At 67.8% G+C, this 16,977-nt stretch carries 20 protein-coding genes; 8 read left to right on the forward strand and 12 right to left on the reverse strand.

The window, feature by feature from the left end; translation table 11 throughout:
- Positions 1-69: 69 nt before the first annotated feature.
- Positions 70-438, forward strand: a complete 369-nt coding sequence (locus FR943_RS17810) for an ArsR/SmtB family transcription factor (protein ID WP_217159548.1) — start codon at positions 70-72, stop codon at positions 436-438.
- Positions 435-833 (forward strand): Fur family transcriptional regulator, encoded by a 399-nt coding sequence (locus FR943_RS17815; RefSeq protein WP_217159550.1) that lies wholly within the window; start codon positions 435-437, stop codon positions 831-833. Before FR943_RS17810 ends, FR943_RS17815 begins: the two co-directional genes overlap by 4 nt.
- 60 nt (positions 834-893) lie before the next feature.
- Here the strand turns inward: FR943_RS17815 and FR943_RS17820 are convergent, their stop codons facing one another.
- From FR943_RS17820 to recO, 4 genes are read right to left on the reverse strand one after another with little or no spacing between them, the layout of a single operon-like run.
- Complete coding sequence (locus tag FR943_RS17820) at positions 894-1,304, reverse strand: NUDIX hydrolase (protein WP_217159552.1); 411 nt, start codon at positions 1,302-1,304, stop codon at positions 894-896.
- Positions 1,301-1,750, reverse strand: coding sequence for a hypothetical protein (locus tag FR943_RS17825; RefSeq protein ID WP_217159554.1), 450 nt, complete (start codon positions 1,748-1,750; stop codon positions 1,301-1,303). The genes FR943_RS17820 and FR943_RS17825 overlap by 4 nt, the downstream gene beginning before the upstream one ends.
- Before the next feature lies 1 nt (position 1,751).
- Positions 1,752-2,645, reverse strand: a complete 894-nt coding sequence (locus FR943_RS17830) for a decaprenyl diphosphate synthase (protein WP_217159555.1) — start codon at positions 2,643-2,645, stop codon at positions 1,752-1,754.
- The gene (gene recO / locus FR943_RS17835) at positions 2,581-3,435 is read right to left on the reverse strand and encodes a DNA repair protein RecO (RefSeq protein ID WP_217159556.1); all 855 of its coding nucleotides are present in this window, start codon (positions 3,433-3,435) and stop codon (positions 2,581-2,583) included. The genes FR943_RS17830 and recO overlap by 65 nt, the downstream gene beginning before the upstream one ends.
- A gap of 63 nt (positions 3,436-3,498) precedes the next feature.
- On the opposite strand from recO, the gene FR943_RS17840 reads away from it, so the two are divergent.
- Both FR943_RS17840 and FR943_RS17845 read left to right on the forward strand, forming a co-directional pair.
- Positions 3,499-5,007 carry an amidase gene (locus FR943_RS17840; RefSeq protein ID WP_217159557.1) on the forward strand — a complete coding sequence of 503 codons (1,509 nt, stop codon included), beginning with the start codon at positions 3,499-3,501 and terminating at the stop codon, positions 5,005-5,007.
- Positions 5,008-5,093: 86 nt separating this feature from the next.
- Entirely contained in the window at positions 5,094-5,486 is a 393-nt protein-coding gene (locus FR943_RS17845; protein ID WP_217159558.1) for a hypothetical protein, read from the forward strand.
- A gap of 18 nt (positions 5,487-5,504) precedes the next feature.
- Here FR943_RS17845 and era read toward each other — a convergent pair whose 3' ends face one another.
- Genes era through FR943_RS17870 form a run of 5 tightly spaced genes read right to left on the reverse strand, consistent with a single transcriptional unit; the run spans position 5,505 to position 10,677 of the window.
- A complete protein-coding gene (gene era, locus FR943_RS17850; protein WP_217159559.1) occupies positions 5,505-6,413 on the reverse strand; it encodes a GTPase Era in 909 nt (302 codons plus the stop codon).
- On the reverse strand, positions 6,410-6,727 hold the full coding sequence (locus FR943_RS17855; protein WP_217159560.1) for a cytidine deaminase-like protein: 318 nt from the start codon (positions 6,725-6,727) through the stop codon (positions 6,410-6,412). The genes era and FR943_RS17855 overlap by 4 nt, the downstream gene beginning before the upstream one ends.
- Positions 6,720-8,021: a hemolysin family protein gene (locus tag FR943_RS17860; RefSeq protein WP_217159561.1), complete on the reverse strand. Its 1,302-nt coding sequence runs from the start codon at positions 8,019-8,021 to the stop codon at positions 6,720-6,722. The genes FR943_RS17855 and FR943_RS17860 overlap by 8 nt, the downstream gene beginning before the upstream one ends.
- Positions 8,018-8,554 carry an rRNA maturation RNase YbeY gene (gene ybeY / locus FR943_RS17865; protein WP_217159562.1) on the reverse strand — a complete coding sequence of 179 codons (537 nt, stop codon included), beginning with the start codon at positions 8,552-8,554 and terminating at the stop codon, positions 8,018-8,020. Before ybeY ends, FR943_RS17860 begins: the two co-directional genes overlap by 4 nt.
- Positions 8,551-10,677: a PhoH family protein gene (locus FR943_RS17870; protein WP_217159563.1), complete on the reverse strand. Its 2,127-nt coding sequence runs from the start codon at positions 10,675-10,677 to the stop codon at positions 8,551-8,553. Before FR943_RS17870 ends, ybeY begins: the two co-directional genes overlap by 4 nt.
- A 286-nt stretch (positions 10,678-10,963) precedes the next feature.
- Between FR943_RS17870 and FR943_RS17875 the strand changes: the two genes are divergently transcribed.
- The 3 genes from FR943_RS17875 to FR943_RS17885 are packed head-to-tail and all read left to right on the forward strand — an operon-like array spanning position 10,964 to position 13,412.
- Positions 10,964-12,472 carry an EspA/EspE family type VII secretion system effector gene (locus FR943_RS17875; protein WP_217159564.1) on the forward strand — a complete coding sequence of 503 codons (1,509 nt, stop codon included), beginning with the start codon at positions 10,964-10,966 and terminating at the stop codon, positions 12,470-12,472.
- Between the two features lie 20 nt (positions 12,473-12,492).
- Positions 12,493-12,816, forward strand: a complete 324-nt coding sequence (locus tag FR943_RS17880) for an ESX-1 secretion-associated protein (RefSeq protein WP_217159565.1) — start codon at positions 12,493-12,495, stop codon at positions 12,814-12,816.
- Entirely contained in the window at positions 12,816-13,412 is a 597-nt protein-coding gene (locus tag FR943_RS17885) for a hypothetical protein (RefSeq protein ID WP_217159566.1), read from the forward strand. Before FR943_RS17880 ends, FR943_RS17885 begins: the two co-directional genes overlap by 1 nt.
- An 18-nt stretch (positions 13,413-13,430) precedes the next feature.
- Here the strand turns inward: FR943_RS17885 and FR943_RS17890 are convergent, their stop codons facing one another.
- The 3 genes from FR943_RS17890 to hrcA all read right to left on the reverse strand — a co-directional run bounded on the left by FR943_RS17890 (position 13,431) and on the right by hrcA (position 16,440).
- Complete coding sequence (locus FR943_RS17890; RefSeq protein WP_217159567.1) at positions 13,431-14,180, reverse strand: 16S rRNA (uracil(1498)-N(3))-methyltransferase; 750 nt, start codon at positions 14,178-14,180, stop codon at positions 13,431-13,433.
- A gap of 17 nt (positions 14,181-14,197) precedes the next feature.
- Positions 14,198-15,343: a molecular chaperone DnaJ gene (dnaJ, locus tag FR943_RS17895; RefSeq protein WP_217159568.1), complete on the reverse strand. Its 1,146-nt coding sequence runs from the start codon at positions 15,341-15,343 to the stop codon at positions 14,198-14,200.
- 65 nt (positions 15,344-15,408) lie between these two features.
- Positions 15,409-16,440: a heat-inducible transcriptional repressor HrcA gene (gene hrcA, locus FR943_RS17900; protein ID WP_217159569.1), complete on the reverse strand. Its 1,032-nt coding sequence runs from the start codon at positions 16,438-16,440 to the stop codon at positions 15,409-15,411.
- Between the two features lie 206 nt (positions 16,441-16,646).
- Here hrcA and FR943_RS17905 point away from each other — a divergent pair, with 206 nt between their 5' ends.
- Entirely contained in the window at positions 16,647-16,961 is a 315-nt protein-coding gene (locus tag FR943_RS17905; RefSeq protein WP_217159570.1) for a type II toxin-antitoxin system VapB family antitoxin, read from the forward strand.
- Positions 16,962-16,977 lie beyond the last annotated feature (16 nt).

Below are 16,977 nucleotides of genomic sequence, written 5' to 3' on the forward strand. Positions count from 1 at the left end.
GCGGGGCGATAATCCGCCGCGACCGCGGACCGATTGACATGCGATACCGCGCATGTATTCTGATCCGTAATGAAAACGATTTCCAATTTGGCGGAGAATTCGCACGACGACGCGCGCGAGAACAGCGCCGCGCCCGCCCCCGAAATGCCGTCGCGCGAGGTCCTCGACACCGCCGGCGAGCTGCTCCGCGCGCTGGCCGCCCCGCTGCGCATCGCGATCGTGCTGCAGCTGCAGCAGTCCGCGCGGTGCGTCCATGAATTGGTCGACGCGCTCGACGTCCCGCAGCCGTTGGTCAGCCAGCACCTGCGGATTCTCAAGCAGGCCGGGGTGGTGACCAATGAACGCGCCGGCCGCGAGGTGCTCTACAGCCTCGTCGACCACCATCTGGCCCACATCGTCGCCGACGCCGTGGCCCACGCCGGCGAGGAGCACCCGTGACCGGCGCCGTCCGGTCCACCCGGCAGCGCGCGGCGATCGCCGACCTGCTCAACGAGACCGACGGGTTCCGCTCGGCCCAGGAACTGCACGACGAGCTGCGCCGCCGCGGCCAGGGCATCGGTCTGACAACCGTCTACCGGACCCTGCAGGCCATGGCCACCAGCGGCAGCGTCGACACCCTGCGCACCGACACCGGTGAATCGGTCTACCGGCGCTGCTCAGAAGACCACCATCACCACCTGGTGTGCCGGGCCTGCGGTGCGACCGTGGAGATTTCCGGTGGCCAGGTCGAGACGTGGGCCGCCGACGTGGCCCGTGAGCACGGCTTCTCCGACGTCAGCCACACCATCGAGATCTTCGGGGTGTGCGAGGAGTGCGTCGACGGGGTCAACTGACCGACTTTCCGCGTATGAAGCGTGGTGGCGGTGCCGAGCCCGATTTTCCGCCATGGCGCTTCACACGTGGGGGCGCCGGGTCCGATCGTCGGCCAGCGGGAGCACGGTATCGCGGGTCAGCGGGGCGAGCTCGATGTCGCCCGGCACGTGCGGGTCGATCCAAGTCATCTCGGCGATCTCGGCCGCCGGATGCGGCTCGCCGTCCAGGTTGACCAGAAACAGATCCGCCGCCACCCGATGACCTGGTTCGTTGGCGGCCACCGCGTCGTGGTGCCCGAGTGCACGCACCCCGGACACGCCGACCCCCAGCTCCTCCCGGACCTCGCGGGCCAACGCCTCGATCGGCTGCTCCCCCGGCTCGATCTTTCCGCCCGGCTGCATGAACGCCGTCGTCCCGCGTTTACGCACCACCAGCAGCCGGCCCCGCTCGTCGAGCACCACGGCCGCGACGATGCGGATGATGGCAGTCACGACATCAGGTCTCGGCGCACATCGGCACCGGTGGCCAGCACCATCAAAATCAGGGTCCGGAGCGCGTCGTCGGTCAGCCCGGCCGCCGGGAAGTTGTAGCGCAACATCACGTCGGCGACCTTCTTGGCCGGCCGCTTGCGCGCCCCCGACTTCGTGCCGTTCGTGGGCGTCGCCGGCCCGTCAACAACCTTCTCCACCAACACCACCGTGCCCAGCATCGTCTTGCCGGCATGGTCGGACACCCGGTCGCGAATCTTGTTGTTCAGCGGCAGATCCCACGCCAGCGGCTGCGTCAGCGAGACCATCTCCAGGTCCTCGGCGATGGCCACCACCCGCACCGAGGCCACCGACCCGTCGACCGTGACCGTCAGCGCGTTGTCTTCTTCCTCGACAACGGTGGACACCTCGCCGAGCACCGCGGACAACCGCTGCAGGAGGCCGGGCATGTCAGGCCCTGCCGAATCGACGGTTGCGGTTCACGTACTCCTCGCAGGCCGCCCACAGATCGCGCCGGTCGTAGTCGGGCCAGAGTTTGTCCTGGAACACGAACTCGGCGTACGCCGCCTGCCACAACAGGAAGTTGCTGGCCCGCTGCTCACCCGAGGTCCGGATGAACAGGTCGACATCGGGGATGTCCGGCCGGTGCAGGTGCTTGGCGAAGGACGCCTCGCTGATCCGGTTCGGGTTGATCTTGCCCTCGGCGGCTTCGGCGGCCAGCGCCTGCGCTGCCTCGACGATCTCGGTGCGCCCACCGTAGTTGACGCAGTAGTTGACGGTGATGACGTCATTGCCGACCGTCATCTGCTCGGCGATGTCGAACTCTTTGATGACGCTGCGCCACATCTTGGGCCTCGACCCCACCCAGCGCATGTTCACGCCCATGGCGTTGAGGTTCTCCCGGCGGCGGCGCACCACCTCGCGGTTGAAGCCCATCAGGAACCGAACCTCTTCGGTGCTGCGCTTCCAGTTCTCGGTGGAGAACGCGTACACACTCAGATGCTTGATACCGAGCTCGATCGCACCGCAGGTGATGTCGATCAACACCGCCTCGCCCATCTTGTGGCCCTCCGTGCGGCCCAGGCCGCGCTGGGTGGCCCACCGACCGTTGCCGTCCATCACCACGGCCACGTGATTCGGCACCTGATCGGCCGGGATTCGGGGCGCGACGGCCTTGGAGGTGTGTTGGGGCGGGCGGGCGAAGCGGCCGTTGGTGCCGGCCGGGATGTCCGGGAAGACGACGGGCCAGGTCGAGGTGTCGGGAAAGACCGGATAGTCCTCAGGCGCCGGAGGCAGCTGTGGGTAGGTCGTCTTGCCCCGCTTCCCGTCCTTCGTCAAAGCCATGGGCCATATCCTGCCTGACCAGCGTCGCGCGCTGTTCGGCGACTGTCCGATCGATCCGGTACACCCGCTCGACCAGAGGCAATGTCCGCAGCTGGCGTTCGAGGTGCCACTGCAGATGTGCCGCGATCAGCCCGCTGGCCTGGCTGCGATGCCCGGAGGCGGAGGCCTCGGCGTACTCCCAGTCCCCGTCGTGCAGCGCCGACATCAACTCCAGCACCGGCTGCGGTGGGGTGCTGGACCCGCTGGGACGGCAGTGCACGCACACGCTGCCGCCGGCAGCCACGTGAAATGCCCGGTGCGGGCCCGGGGCGGCGCACCGGGCGCACTCGGTCAGCGCCGGCGCCCACCCCGCGATCGTCATCGCCCGCAGAAGATAGGAATCCAGGATCAGCTCACGGGCCCGGCGCCCGTCGGCCACCGCGCGCAGCGCGGCCACGGTGAGCCGGTGCAGCTCGGGCATCGGCGCCCGTTCCTCCCCGGCCAGCCGCTCGGCCGTCTCCAACATGGCGCAGGCACTGGTGTAGCGGCCGTAGTCACTGACGATGTCGGCGGCGAACGCGTCGATGGCCTGCACCTGGGTGACGATGTCGAGATTGCGACCCGGATGCAGCTGAACGTCGATGTGGGCAAACGGCTCCAGCCGGGCGCCGAACTTGCTGCGGGTACGCCGGACCCCCTTGGCCACCGCGCGCACCAAACCATGGTCGCGGGTGAGCAAGGTGACGATCCGGTCGGCTTCGCCGAGCTTGTGCTGGCGCAGCACCACCGCCCGGTCCCGGTACAGCCGCATCGTGACAGTGTCGCACCAAGGCGGGACAGGTTCCGTTATGCACCGCCGATATTCTCGAAAGTGATGGCCAAATCTACGACTTCCGGCACTGGTTTTCCTGCTCCACCGGCACCGTTGCCCACCCTGACCCATCAGCTGTACCAACTCGCCAGCGGCGCAGTCACTTCTGACGAACTCGTACAGCAGGCGCTGCATGCCATCGCCGCGAGCCAGTCCACCCTCAACGCCTTCCGCGTGGTGCTCACCGAGCAAGCACTGGCCGACGCCGCCCGGGCCGACGCCGCGCGCGCAGCCGGCAAACAACTCCCCCTGCTGGGCATCCCGATCGCGGTCAAAGACGACGTCGACGTCGCGGGGGTGCCCACCCGATTCGGCACCGCCGGCGAGGGGCGGGTGGCCGACGCCGACGCCGAGGTGGTGCGCCGCCTGCGCGCGGCCGGGGCGGTGATCGTCGGCAAGACCAACACCTGTGAGCTCGGGCAGTGGCCCTTCACCGGCGGCCCCGGCTTCGGACACACCCGCAACCCGTGGTCACGCAAGCACAGCCCGGGCGGGTCCTCGGGTGGCAGCGCCGCGGCCGTCGCCGCCGGCCTGGTGACCGCGGCGATCGGCTCCGACGGCGCGGGCAGTGTCCGCATCCCGGCGGCGTGGACACATCTGGTCGGCATCAAGCCGCAGCGCGGGCGGATCTCCACCTGGCCGCTGCCCGAGGCGTTCAACGGGATCACCGTCAACGGTGTGCTCGCCCGCACCGTCACCGACGCCGCCCTGGTACTCGACGCCGCATCCGGCAACGCCGACGGTGATCTGCACAAGCCGCCACCCATCCAGGCCGCCGACCATGTCGGGCGCGCGCCCGGACCACTGCGGGTGGGCCTGTCCACCAAGTTGCCGTTCACCGGCTTCCGGGCCAAGCTGCACCCCGAGATCCGCGACGCGCTGCAGGCCGTCGGAGGCCAGCTCGAGCAGCTCGGGCACACCGTGGTGGCCCAGGATCCCAACTATCGCCTGCAGATGTCCTGGGACTTCCTGGCCCGCTCCACCGCCGGGCTGTTGGACTGGGCCGAGCGGCTGGGCGATCTGCATTACGACGAACGCACCGTGGCAAACATGCGGATCGGCCGGGTGCTGTCCCAGAACGTGCTGCGCAAGGCCCGTGTCCACGAAGCCGCGGCACAACGCCGGATGTCGTGGGTGTTCAATCTCGTCGACGTCATCGTGGCGCCGACGACGGCCCAACCCCCGCCGCTCACACACGAATTCGACCGCCGCGGCTGGTCGGCCACCGAACGCGCCTCGATCGCGGCCTGCCCGCTGACCTGGCCGTGGAACCTGCTGGGCTGGCCGTCGATCAACGTGCCCGCCGGGTTCACCTCCGACGGGCTGCCGATCGGGGTGCAGTTGATGGGGCCGGCCAACAGTGAGCCCCTGCTGATCTCGCTGGCCGCCGAGTTGGAGGCAATCACCGGCTGGGCCGCCAAACAGCCCGAAGTGTGGTGGCAGGTGCCGTCACAGACCGACGCATCCCAGGCCGCCGCGGCGATCAACGCGCTCGAGCGACGGGCGAGTTGACCCGATCGGCGCCACATCCACGGCCAGCCGAAAACGACAGTCGTGTAGCGTTTTGCGCGCGATCGACTACGGGCAGGGGGGCCGCAATGAACTATCCGGATCCGCGCTATTCCCAGCAACCGCCCCAGCAGCAACCTCCGCCGGGGCCGTACCCACCCGAGCCGTATGGATACGGTTACCCGCCCAACGGTGGTTACCCGCCCAACGGTGGTTACCCGCCCGCTCCGCAATACGGCGCCCCGACTCAGCCGCCGTACCCGCCGGCTCCGGCCTTCAGCTCACCGCCGGCCGCCAAGAACGATGGCAATTCCTGGGGCTGGCTGCTGTTGAACATGCTGATGCGCTCCGTTTTCGATTACCGGGGAAAGGGCATCGGCAACAGCGAGCGCGACCGCGCCATCGTCGGCCTGACAATCATCGGCGTCACGATTCTCGGGATCGCGATCGTGATTCTGGTCGTGGTGCTGAGCAGCCGGTAGCGGCTTCTCCCAGGCGAGTTAAAACCCCAGCCGGCCAAGCTGTTTGGGATCCCGCTGCCAGTTCTTGGCGATCTTGACCCGCAAGTCGAGATACACCTTTGTGCCGAGCAGCTTTTCGATCTGGGTGCGGGCGGCGGTACCGACCTCGCGCAGCCGGGCGCCACCTTTGCCGATCACGATGCCCTTCTGGCTGTCACGCTCGACGTAGAGGATCGCGTGCACGTCGATCAAGGGATTGTCGTCTTCTCGTCCTGGCCTTTCCGAAACTTCCTCGATCACCACGGCCAGCGAGTGCGGCAGCTCATCGCGCACCCCTTCCAGCGCGGCCTCGCGGATGAGCTCGGCCATCAGTACTTCCTCGGGCTCATCGGTGAGCTCGCCGTCGGGGTAATAGGCCGGCCCCGGCGGCAGTTTGGAGACGAGGACGTCGGTGAGGACGTCGAGTTGTTCGCCCGCGGTGGCCGACACCGGCACGATCTCGGCGTCCGGGCCGACGAGTTCACTGACGGCCATCAGCTGTTCGGCAACCCGGTCTTTGGGCACCTTGTCGATCTTGGTGACCACGGCGATCAGGGTGGTCCTAGGCGCCACCGCGCGGATCTGCTGATAGATCCAGCGGTCGCCGGGGCCAATCCGCTCGTCGGCCGGGATGCACAGCCCGATCACGTCGACCTCGGAGTAGGTGTCCTTGACCAGGTCGTTGAGCCGTTGGCCGAGTAGGGTGCGCGGCCGGTGCAGACCCGGCGTGTCGACCAGGATGATCTGGAAGTCGTCGCGGTGCACGATGCCGCGGATGGTGTGCCGCGTGGTCTGCGGGCGGTTCGAGGTGATCGCCACCTTCTGGCCCACCAGTGCGTTGGTCAGCGTCGACTTGCCGGTGTTGGGCCGGCCGACGAAACAGACGAAACCAGAACGGAATTCAGTCATGTCGGGTTTCCGGCCCGGTCGGTGACGATCACCGCGGCGTCAGCGGACAGTTCCCGCACCGCAGCCACCCCGGCGTCGTCGGCGCCGCCACCGACCAGCACCGCGGCTTCGATCCCGGTGGCCCCACTGGACACCGCGGCCGCGACCGCGGATTGCAGTGCGGTCAGTTGCAGCGCCGCCAGTGTCACCGGGGCACCGGCATAGGTGCGTCCGTCCTGATCCCGTACCGCCGCACCGGCCGGCGCCTCGGCACGGGCCATCGCGCCCCGGGCCAGGACCACGAGCTTGTTGTCTTCGGCGTCGAGCTCAGTCATCGGTACCTCGGGTCTCCTCATTCTCAGATTCAGCCGGACTGACCAGGACGGTGCCGATCCGCACCCGCCCCCGGTGGTCGGACCCGCCCTCGGCCCGCAGCCGCAGGCCGTTCCAGGTCACTTCGGCGCCGGGCAGCGGGACCCGGCCCAGTTCGAAGGCCACCAGCCCGCCGACCGTGTCGGGCTCGAGATCCTCGTCCGGTTCCAGGTCGTAGCGCTCGCAGAGGTCTTCGATCGGCAACCGTGCCGACACCCGGAACTGCCGCTCCCCCAGGTCTTCCACCGGAACCACCTCGCCGGCGTCGTACTCGTCGACGATCTCGCCGACGATCTCTTCCAGCACGTCTTCGATGGTGACCAGGCCCGCTGTGGCGCCGTACTCGTCCACCAGCAGCGCCATGTGGTTGCGGTCGCGCTGCATCTCGTTGAGCAGTTCGTCCAGCGGTTTGGAATCCGGCACGAACACCGCGGGGCGCATCACCTGTGCCACGTTGGTGTCACGGCCACCGTTGGTGGAGTAATACGTTTGCTGGACAAGGTCTTTCAGATACACCACGCCGACGATGTCGTCGACGTTCTCACCGATCACCGGGATGCGGGAATGCCCGCTGCGCACGGCCAGTGAGGTGGCCTGGCCCGCCGACTTGTCGCTTTCGATCCACACCATCTCGGTACGCGGCACCATGACCTCACGGGCCGGGGTGTCACCCAGCTCGAACACCGACTGGATCATCCGGCGTTCCTCATCGGCCACCACGCCGCGCTGTTGGGCCAGGTCGACGACCTCACGCAGCTCGATCTCGGAGGCGAACGGCCCGTTGCGGAAGCCACGGCCAGGGGTGAGCGCGTTGCCGATCAAGACCAGCAGCCGGCTGATCGGGGTGAGCAACACCGAGATCGCCTGCAGCGGCAAGGCCGAGAGAAGTGCGATCGAGTAGGCGTTCTGCCGGCCGACGGTCCGCGGGCCGACACCGATGACCACGAAGCTGGTGACCACCATGATGGCGGCCGAGGCCGCCAGGCCCCAGCTGACACCGAGATGTCCGTCGAGGAAGGAAACCAGCAGCACGGTGGCGCTGATCTCGCACGTGATCCGCAGCAGCACAACGAGGTTGGTGTAGCGGGGCCGCTCGGCCACCACCCGGGCCAGCCGGGCGGCACCGGGACGTTCCTCGCGGACCAGCTCTTCGATCCGGGCAATCGAGACGGTGGACAGGGCGGCGTCGATTGCCGCGAACAGGCCACCGAACCCGACCAGCACCACGGCGCCGAGCAGTGGAAGGAGGCCGGTCACGGTTCGTCGAAATATCGGGACTTGTCCAGCAACCGCTGGTCTTTCTGGCTCTGCCGGTCGGCGTGATACGACTCAACCTGAGCGGCCACCCATTCCTCCAGCAGTTGGCGCTGCAGCGCGAACATTTCTTTTTCCTCGTCCGGCTCGGCGTGGTCATAGCCCAGCAGGTGCAGCACGCCGTGCACGGTCAGCAACGCCAGCTCCTGACCCAGCGAGTGCCCGGCCTTCGCAGCCTGTTGTTCGGCGAACTCGGGGCACAGCACGATGTCGCCGAGCATGGCCGGACCGGGCTCGGGTGCGTCGGGCCGCCCGCCGGGCTCCAACTCGTCCATCGGAAAGCTCATCACGTCGGTGGGGCCGGGCAGGTCCATCCACCGCATGTGCAGGTCGGCCATCGCCGCGCTGTCCAGCAGCACCATCGACAGCTCGGCGGCCGGGTGGACGTCCATCTTGGCGATGACGAAACGCGCGACGCTGATCAGCTCATCCTCGGAGACGTCGACGCCCGACTCGTTGGAAACCTCGATGCTCATGATCGGCGGGGCCGCCCGTTCGACGAACGACGCTGGGCACGGTTGAGCAATGCCGGCTCCTCATGTCGGGCGTAGGCGTCGACGATCTCGGACACCAGACGGTGGCGGACCACGTCGGCGCTGGTGAGCTCCGCGAAATGGATGTCCTCGATGCCGTCGAGGATGTTCATCGCCGCCCGCAGCCCGGAGGTGGCGCCACCGGGCAGATCAACCTGCGTGATGTCACCGGTCACAACGACCTTCGAGCCGAACCCGAGCCGGGTCAGGAACATCTTCATCTGCTCGGCGGTGGTGTTCTGCGCCTCGTCGAGGATGATGAATGCGTCATTGAGGGTGTTGTGCGTCAGGAGGAAGTCCTCGGTCACATAAAGGGAGTCCGCTGCGGCGACACTGATGCACACCGCCTCTGTGGTGCCCACGGGTTCGATGCGGTCCACGTACCGCATCGGACGACTCCCGCCTGTCGCGGCGTACTTCTCAGCTTTGCGTGCGAGCCGGAACGGGATCATGCCCTCGGGCAAGCGGATGTCGAGAGTGTTCGCGTCGGACCGGTGGTAGTCCGCTCGGCCACGGGCCAGGCCAGGTTTGCGGCCGGCAGCGTCCCGCATCTGCAGATAAACCACACCGCCCAACGACTCGACGAGGAAGATCACGTTGTCGCACAACCGATCAGACACCGTCGTGTACTGGATTCGGCAGGTGCGGCCCTTCTGGGTTACCGGACCGCCATCGGTATCGAGGAGGCCCTGCAGCACCGCCAAGCGCACATCCGCCGAATTGAACAGATAGTCCTCGGGAACGAACTTGGCTTCCGATTTCTTGCCGGACAGACCCAGCCGACGCATCACGCCCGTCACGGGATTCTCGATCGTGATGACCTCACCGGGTGTGGTGATCCGGTTCAGCACATATCCGATCTCGGTCTTGCGTCGAACCTCGATACCCGGGATGAGACGTTCCAACGCCTCCGCCAGCTCCGGATCCTTCGTCGTGAAACTCGGCGTCGCACGCGAGGAGAAGCTCCCGTCACCCAACAGCAACCCGAGCGCGTACGGGTCCATCGGCACTGGCCGAGACTCGAAATCCACCGGCGCACTCAGTACCGGTAGCTCGTAGCGGTGAGCATGAGCGGCACGCAGATTCCCGATCATCTCTTTGGTCTCGAGTATCCGAGCCGGCTTGTTCCGCCGCCGATCGGAAGCCGTGTACACCGCCCAGAGGTGGTCGCCGGATGCGAGCGTCGATGCACCCTCTTGTGTGAAGACGCGGTAGATCTCCTTGAAACCCTGTGGGTAGACACCCGTCACCTCGGTCGGTGTCCCATCGGAACCGATCACGAAATCGCCGACTTTGAGTTCACCAATCGGTCGGAAGCCGGTAGGTGTCAGCACGTTGGTGAACAAGGGTTGGGCCCGACCCCGCATATATGCCAGCGGTGCGACCTCAATTACCCCGGCGCTCATCAGCTTTGGGATGAGTTCGGGATCCATCATGTCGTGCAGGGCGTCATACAGCGGCCGCAGGTACGGGTCGATCTTCTCGCTCAGCGTGCCGGGCAGAAAGCCGAGCCGCTCACCGGCTTCCACCGCGGGACGGGTCAGGATGATCCGGTTGACCTGCTTGGTCTGCAGAGCACTGACCGCCTTGGCCATCGCCAGGTACGTCTTGCCGGTTCCGGCCGGACCGATGCCGAACACGATGGTGTGCGCATCGATGGCGTCGACGTAACGCTTCTGGTTCAGCGTCTTGGGCCGGATGGTCTTACCTCGGCGGCTGAGGATGTCCAGCGTCAGTACCTCGGCCGGCGACTCGTCCTCGGTACCGGTGAGGATGGCGACGCTGTGCCGGACCGCCTCCGGTGTCACCGCCTGCCCGCTGGAGGCGACGGCGATCAGTTCGGCGACCACGCGTTCGGCCAGCGCCACGTCAGCGGGCTCACCGGTGAAGGTGATCTCGTTGCCACGGGCGTGGATGTCGGCGGTCAGAAGTCTTTCGAGGGCCCGTAGGTTCTCGTCAGCCGAGCCGAGCAGGCCCACGATGAAGTCGGGCGGAACGGTGATGCTGCTGCGGACCGATTGCGATGATGCGGCCGACGAGTCAGCGGTCGTGTCGCGGGGCGTCACGTGGAGTTTGTGCCTGCTTTCCGTGTTCTCAAAACGGCCGGCTGCCGTCGTACTGTGGCCAGTTTACCGCTGGTCAACGACACGTCCCACTGGTTGTGCGGACCGCGGGCGTTGTCACGTTCACGACGGGCTTCGGCACCGACCGGATTTCAGTGAAGCCACAGGTCAGGGTGATGGTGTCGCGGCACCAAACAGGTGAACGGAGGCCCCTCGAACCGCTGTTAAGCTCCGAAAGTCACATCTTGGGGCCAGTGCTCACACCACATTTCGGGGGGATCAAACAGTCATGGCGAGGCATCACGGTCAGAGTAGTTCCCCTCGCGGCGGCGACTCCCGAAACAGCCATGACGGCGGCAACTCGCACAACCGGCACGATGACGACGGTTCCGGCGGCGGATTGTTCAGCAAGCTCAAAGACTTCAAAGACAAAGCCGAGGGCATCTCCGACATCGCCGGCGACGTCAAGTCGATTCTGGAGGGCGACCCGATGGGCGCCGTCAATCTCGTGTCCGACGGCGCCCAGTTGGCCCAGGAGTTCTTGCCCGCCTCGTACGCCACCCCGATCATCGCAGGCGGATTGACGACGCTGAACGTCATCTCCAAGACGCTGGGCTTCGGCAATCCCAACGCCGGCGACGACTTCAACGAGGGCGCGACCGCGCTGCAGTCCACCGGCCGCGGCTTGGAGCAGGCCTACCCGAATTCGTGGGAGGGCAGCAGCTCCAGCGCCTACAGCGCGCAGAACTCCAAGCAGATCGACCGCACCTCGACGCTGATCAGCGCCGACAACAAGGTCATCTCGATCCTGACCACCGAGGCAGAGCAGGTCGCCAACACCCGCGAGAACATGGACAACATCTCGGCGTACCTGGGCGCGGCGATTGTCCCGGCCATGGCCCTGATGGCGATCCCCATCGGCGGTGAGCCGGCGTCGCTGGCCTTCCAGGCGGCCGCCGTCGCCGCCGCGGGCGGCACCGCGGGAGTCACCATGGGCCAGATGATCTCCAACGCCCAGAGCAATTCCAGCCAGCTGCAGCAGGCGATCGCCCAGTACCAACAGGTCAGCAGCCAGGCGAAACTCGGCGGCGGATCGATGTCGGGAACGCCGAGCCCGCCCACCGGCGGCGCGCCCACCGGTGGGTCACCCAATGGAAGTTCACCCACCGGCGGCTCGCCCGGTGGTGGCACGCCGAGCGGCGGCGGTGGCACCTCAAGCGGTGGCGGCGGTACGTCCGGCGGCGGCGGCGCCTCGAGCGGAGGCGGCGGAAGCGCCGGCGGCGGTTCGCCCACGACCGGCGGCTCCGGCATGGCCGGCACGTCCGGTTCGGGAGCCGCATCGTCGGGCGGCGGCGCATCGTCGGGCGGCGCATCGGGCGGCTTGCCCAGCGGTCTGCTCAGCGGCCTGTCCGGCGGATCTGGATCGGGCGGCGGATCCGGCGGCCTGCTGGGGACGCTGGGAACGTTGGCCGGCCAAGTCACCCAGGCCGTCACGCAAGCCGTCAGCCAGGCCGAACAAGCCCAGCAGGCTGAACAGGCCCAGCAAGCCGAACAGGCCGACCAGGCCCAGCAACTCGATCCCAACGCGGCCCCGAACGCCGACACCCAGGGTGAGCCCGCCGAGGAGTGGGTCGGCGGCACTGCCGAGCAGGGCGCCGGCGGAGCCGGGAGTGACGCCGGCGGTGAGCGAGCACCCAGCCACATCGCCGTCGGCTTCGACGCCGAGAGCCGGGCCGGGCACGTTAGCCTCGGCGCCACCACCTCGACTGCCACCCCGCTCACCACGCGCGAAGCCTGACCCGAAGAAGGAACTCACCCATGTCCACTCCATTACAGGTGCAAACGTCCGAGGTTCGCGATCTGTCCAGCAAGCAGCTGTCGGCCGCCGAGGGATACGCATCGACCATCGGGGCCACCAGCAGCGCCAGCATGTCCGTTCTGGTCACCCATGGGGTGGTGTGTTCGGGCACCGCGATGGCGCTCTCGACAGTCAATTCCGCTCGAGTTGCCGCGGTCACCGCGATGCAGTCGGTGTCCAGCGATCTTGCCGAAAACCTGGAGACCGCGGCGTCGCAGTACGACCGGGTCGACGCCCAAGGGCAGTGCAGCATCGATGCCCAGATGCATCCGGGCGGCAGCTGATGCCGGGCGGATGGGACGACGACGGCGACGACGACTTTTTCGACGATGGCATGGATGGGCTGGACTTCGACGGTCCAGCCCAGTCGGATGACGACTGGTCTGGTCTGGACGCGCTCGACGAGCCGCAGACCCGCGCCGAGGCCGACTCCGAACTCTCCGGTTGGGATGCCGCCCCCGATTATCCGGCCGCCCAAACCGACCCGGGGCCAGTCGATTTCGACGTCTTCGGGGAGCAGCCCGAGGCTGCCGAGGAGCCGGGTCCGCAGGCGCTGTTCACGGTCGCGCATCCGTCGAACCTGCTCAGCGTGACCGCGTCCATCAGCGGCGGGATCTATACGGTCGATTTGTCGCCCGAGGTGGCCACGCTGGGCGAAAGCCAACTGGCCCAGACCATCAAGGCGACTGCCGAACTGGCCAGCTTGAAAGGACGTTCAGTCCAGTACGCCCTGATCTATGAGTTGATGAGCAGCCAGGGTATCGACGGTGCGGCCGTCACCCAGTATCTCGACCACGACATCGGGTTGCCCACTCCGCAGCAGGCCGCCGACGCCGAGGCCGAGGCCGTCTCGCAGTACCTGCGCGAGACGCACGGCTGAGCACCGGCGACCGGCGCGCTAAATCTCCCAGCGTGCGGTCAACGCACCGATGGCGCCCAGCGCCACAGCCGCTGCCGTCGAGGTGCGCAGCACTGTCGGGCCCAGCCGGACGGCCTCGGCGCCGGCGGCGGTGAGCGCAGCGATCTCCTCGTCGGCGATCCCACCTTCGGGCCCCACGATGAGCATCAGCGAATCAGCTTGGGCCAGCGGCAGTTCGGCAAACGGTTCGGTGGCCGACTCGTGCAGAACCAGCACCACTGCCCCACCCGCCACCGCGTCGGCGACCCGTCGGCTCAGCGCGGGCGTGGTGATCAGCCCCTGCACCGCCGGGACGTGAGCGCGCCGCGACTGGCGGGCCGCCGACCGTGCCACCGCTTCCCAGCGCCGCAGCCCCTTGTCCACCTTGGGGCCGTCCCACCGGGCCACGCAGCGCGCGGCCTGCCACGCGAGGAACGCGTCGGCACCGGCTTCGGTGGCCAGCTCGACGGCCAACTCGGAGCGGTCGGATTTCGGTAGCGCCTGCACCACGGTGACCGTCGGTGAAGGCGGTGCGACGTCGAGCCGTTGCCGCACCCGCGCCGACAACCGGCCCTTGGCGGTCTCCTCGACGACACAGTGGGCCAGCGCCCCGGCACCGTCGCTCAAGTCGAGAGATTCCCCGACCCGGATCCGGCGCACGTTGGCCGCGTGGAATCCCTCGTCGCCGTCGACGACAGCGAGTTCTCCCTCGCCCGGCAGCGCGTCGACGTAGAAAAGCGCCGCGCTCACGGTGTCAGCTCACCGTCTCAACGGCCGGTGAAGGTCTCGCGCAGCCGGCTGAACAGGCCGCCGGAGCCCGCCGAGGCCTGCGTCGAGCGCACCTCGGCGACGTCGCGGCTGCGGTTCTCCTTCAACTTGCGCAGCAGATCGGCGTCGGTGTTGTCCAGTCGAGACGGCACCACCACGTCGACGTGGGCGTGCAGGTCACCGCGCACCCCGGAACGCAGGTGCGGCATACCGTGGCCACGCAGTGTGGTCACCGCCCCGGGCTGGGTGCCCGCCGGGATCGTGAGCTCGGTCGGCCCGTCGAGGATCGCGTCGACGGTGACGGTGGTGCCCAGTGCCGCGTCGACCATGGGCACCGAGATGGTGCAGTGCAAATCGTCGCCGTCCCGGACGAACGTCTCGTGTTGTTTCTCGTGCACCTCGACGTACAGGTCGCCCGCGGGCCCGCCGCCGGGGCCGACCTCACCCTGAGCGGCCAGACGCACCCGCATCCCGTCGCCGACGCCGGCCGGGATCTTGACGCTGATCTCACGGCGGGCGCGCACCCGGCCGTCCCCACCGCACCGGTTGCACGGGTCCGGGATGACCTCGCCGATGCCGCCACACACCGGGCACGGACGGGTGGTCATGACCTGGCCCAGCAGCGAGCGCTGCACGGTCTGGATCTCGCCGCGGCCGTCACAGGTGTCACAGGTGACCGGGGTGGAATTGCCGTTGGTGCCCTTGCCCTGGCACAGATCGCACAGCACGGCGGTGTCCACGGTCACCTGCTTGGTCACGCCGGTGGCGCACTCGGCCAGGTCCAGGCGCATCCGCAGGAGCGAATCCGAACCGGGGCGCACCCGGCCGATCGGCCCACGCGAGGCACTCCCGCCGCCGAAGAACGCTTCGAAGACGTCCCCCAGGCCACCGAACCCGCTGAATCCGTTGGCGCCACCACCGCCCACCGACTCCATCGGGTCGCCGCCCATGTCGACGATGCGCCGCTTCTCCGGATCCGAGAGCACCTCGTAGGCGACCTGGATCTCGGTGAACCGGCTCTGTGCTTCCTCATCCGGGTTGACGTCGGGGTGCAGCTCACGTGCCAACCGCCGGTAGGCGCGCTTGATCTCCGAATCACTCGCGCCTTTGCTCACTCCGAGCAAGCCGTAATAATCGCGTGCCACGCTGATCTGCCTGACCTTTCCATGCCGGGTTTCCCGGCTGTCTCAACGAATGCTTACCGGGTGCCTTACCGAGTACCGAGGACTTCGCCGATGTAGAGCGCGACCGCCGCCACATTGGCGATCGTCCCCGGGTAGTCCATTCGGGTCGGACCCACCACACCCATGCCGCCGTACACCTTGCCCGAGCTGCCGTAGGCGGTGCTCACCACCGATGTTCCCAGCATCTGTTCGGCCTCGGTTTCGTGACCGATCCGCACGGTGACCTTGCCCGCCTCCTGCTGGGCGGCCAACAACCGCAGCACCACGACCTGCTCCTCCAGCGCCTCCAGCACCGATCGCAGCGACCCACCGAAGTCGGCGGTGTTGCGGGTCAGGTTGGCGGTGCCGCCGAGCAACAATCGTTCCTCGGTGTGCTCGACGAGCGTTTCGACCAGGACCGTCGCCGACCGGCCGACCGCATCGGCCAGTGCCCCCTGCCCGTTGAGATGGCTGGCCAGATCGCTCACGGCGATCGACGCGGCGCTGATGGGTTTACCTTCCAGCGCCTGCCCCAGCATCTCGCGCAGTTTGGACAGCTCCTGCTCGTCGATCGCATCGCCGAGTTCGACGATGCGCTGGTCCACCCGGCCCGAATCGGTGATGACCACCAACAGCAGCCGGGCCGGGGTCAGCGCCACCACTTCGAGGTGACGCACCGCCGAGGTGGACAGGGTCGGGTACTGCACGATCGCGACCTGCCGGGTCAGCTGCGCCAGCAGCCGGACCGCACGGCGCAGCACGTCGTCCAGGTCCACGCCGGATTCCAGGAAGGACAGGATGGCCCGGCGCTCCGACGACGACAGCGGCTTGACGTTGTCGATCCGGTCGACGAACTCGCGGTACCCCTTCTCCGTGGGCACCCGTCCGGAGCTGGTGTGCGGCTGGGTGATGTAGCCCTCCGCCTCCAGCACCGCCATGTCATTTCGCACCGTGGCACTCGACACACCCAGGTTGTGCCGCTCGACCAGGGTCTTGGAGCCGATCGGCTCCTTGGTGGCCACGAAGTCGGCGACGATGGCGCGCAGCACATCCAAACGACGTTCGTCGGCACTCCCCACCTGTTCACCTACCCTTCGCAGCAGCAACGCGTCTGTTTCGCCCGGTCCATTTTACTGACCAGCAGCAGGTTCACCGACGCCGCCGGGATGTCGGGCATCAACGCACCGGCGGCGTACCCGCTCTGGTAATCGCGCGCGAGAGTACTAGCCTAGGCAACCATGCCGATGGCCACACCGCGGAGAGCTGCGACGGACGCGGGTCGGCGATGATCTTCAAGGGTGTCCAGGAGGGCAAGCCGTATCCCGAGCACGGGCTGTCCTACCGGGACTGGTCCCGCATCCCGCCACGTCAGCTGCGCCTCGACGAGCTGGTCACCACCACCACGGTGCTGGCGCTGGACCGGCTGTTGTCCGAGGACTCCACCTTCTACGGCGACCTGTTCCCGCACGCCGTGAAGTGGCGCGGCGACATCTACCTGGAAGACGGCCTGCACCGGGCGGTGCGCGCGGCGCTGCGCAACCGCACCATCCTGCACGCCCGGCTGTTCGACATGGACGCGCTGGCGCCCAGCCCGGCCTGACGCTCGCCGCCCGGGT

Source organism: [Mycobacterium] fortunisiensis (assembly GCF_019050325.1).
GTDB classification, from domain to species: Bacteria; Actinomycetota; Actinomycetes; order Mycobacteriales; family Mycobacteriaceae; genus Mycobacterium; species Mycobacterium fortunisiensis.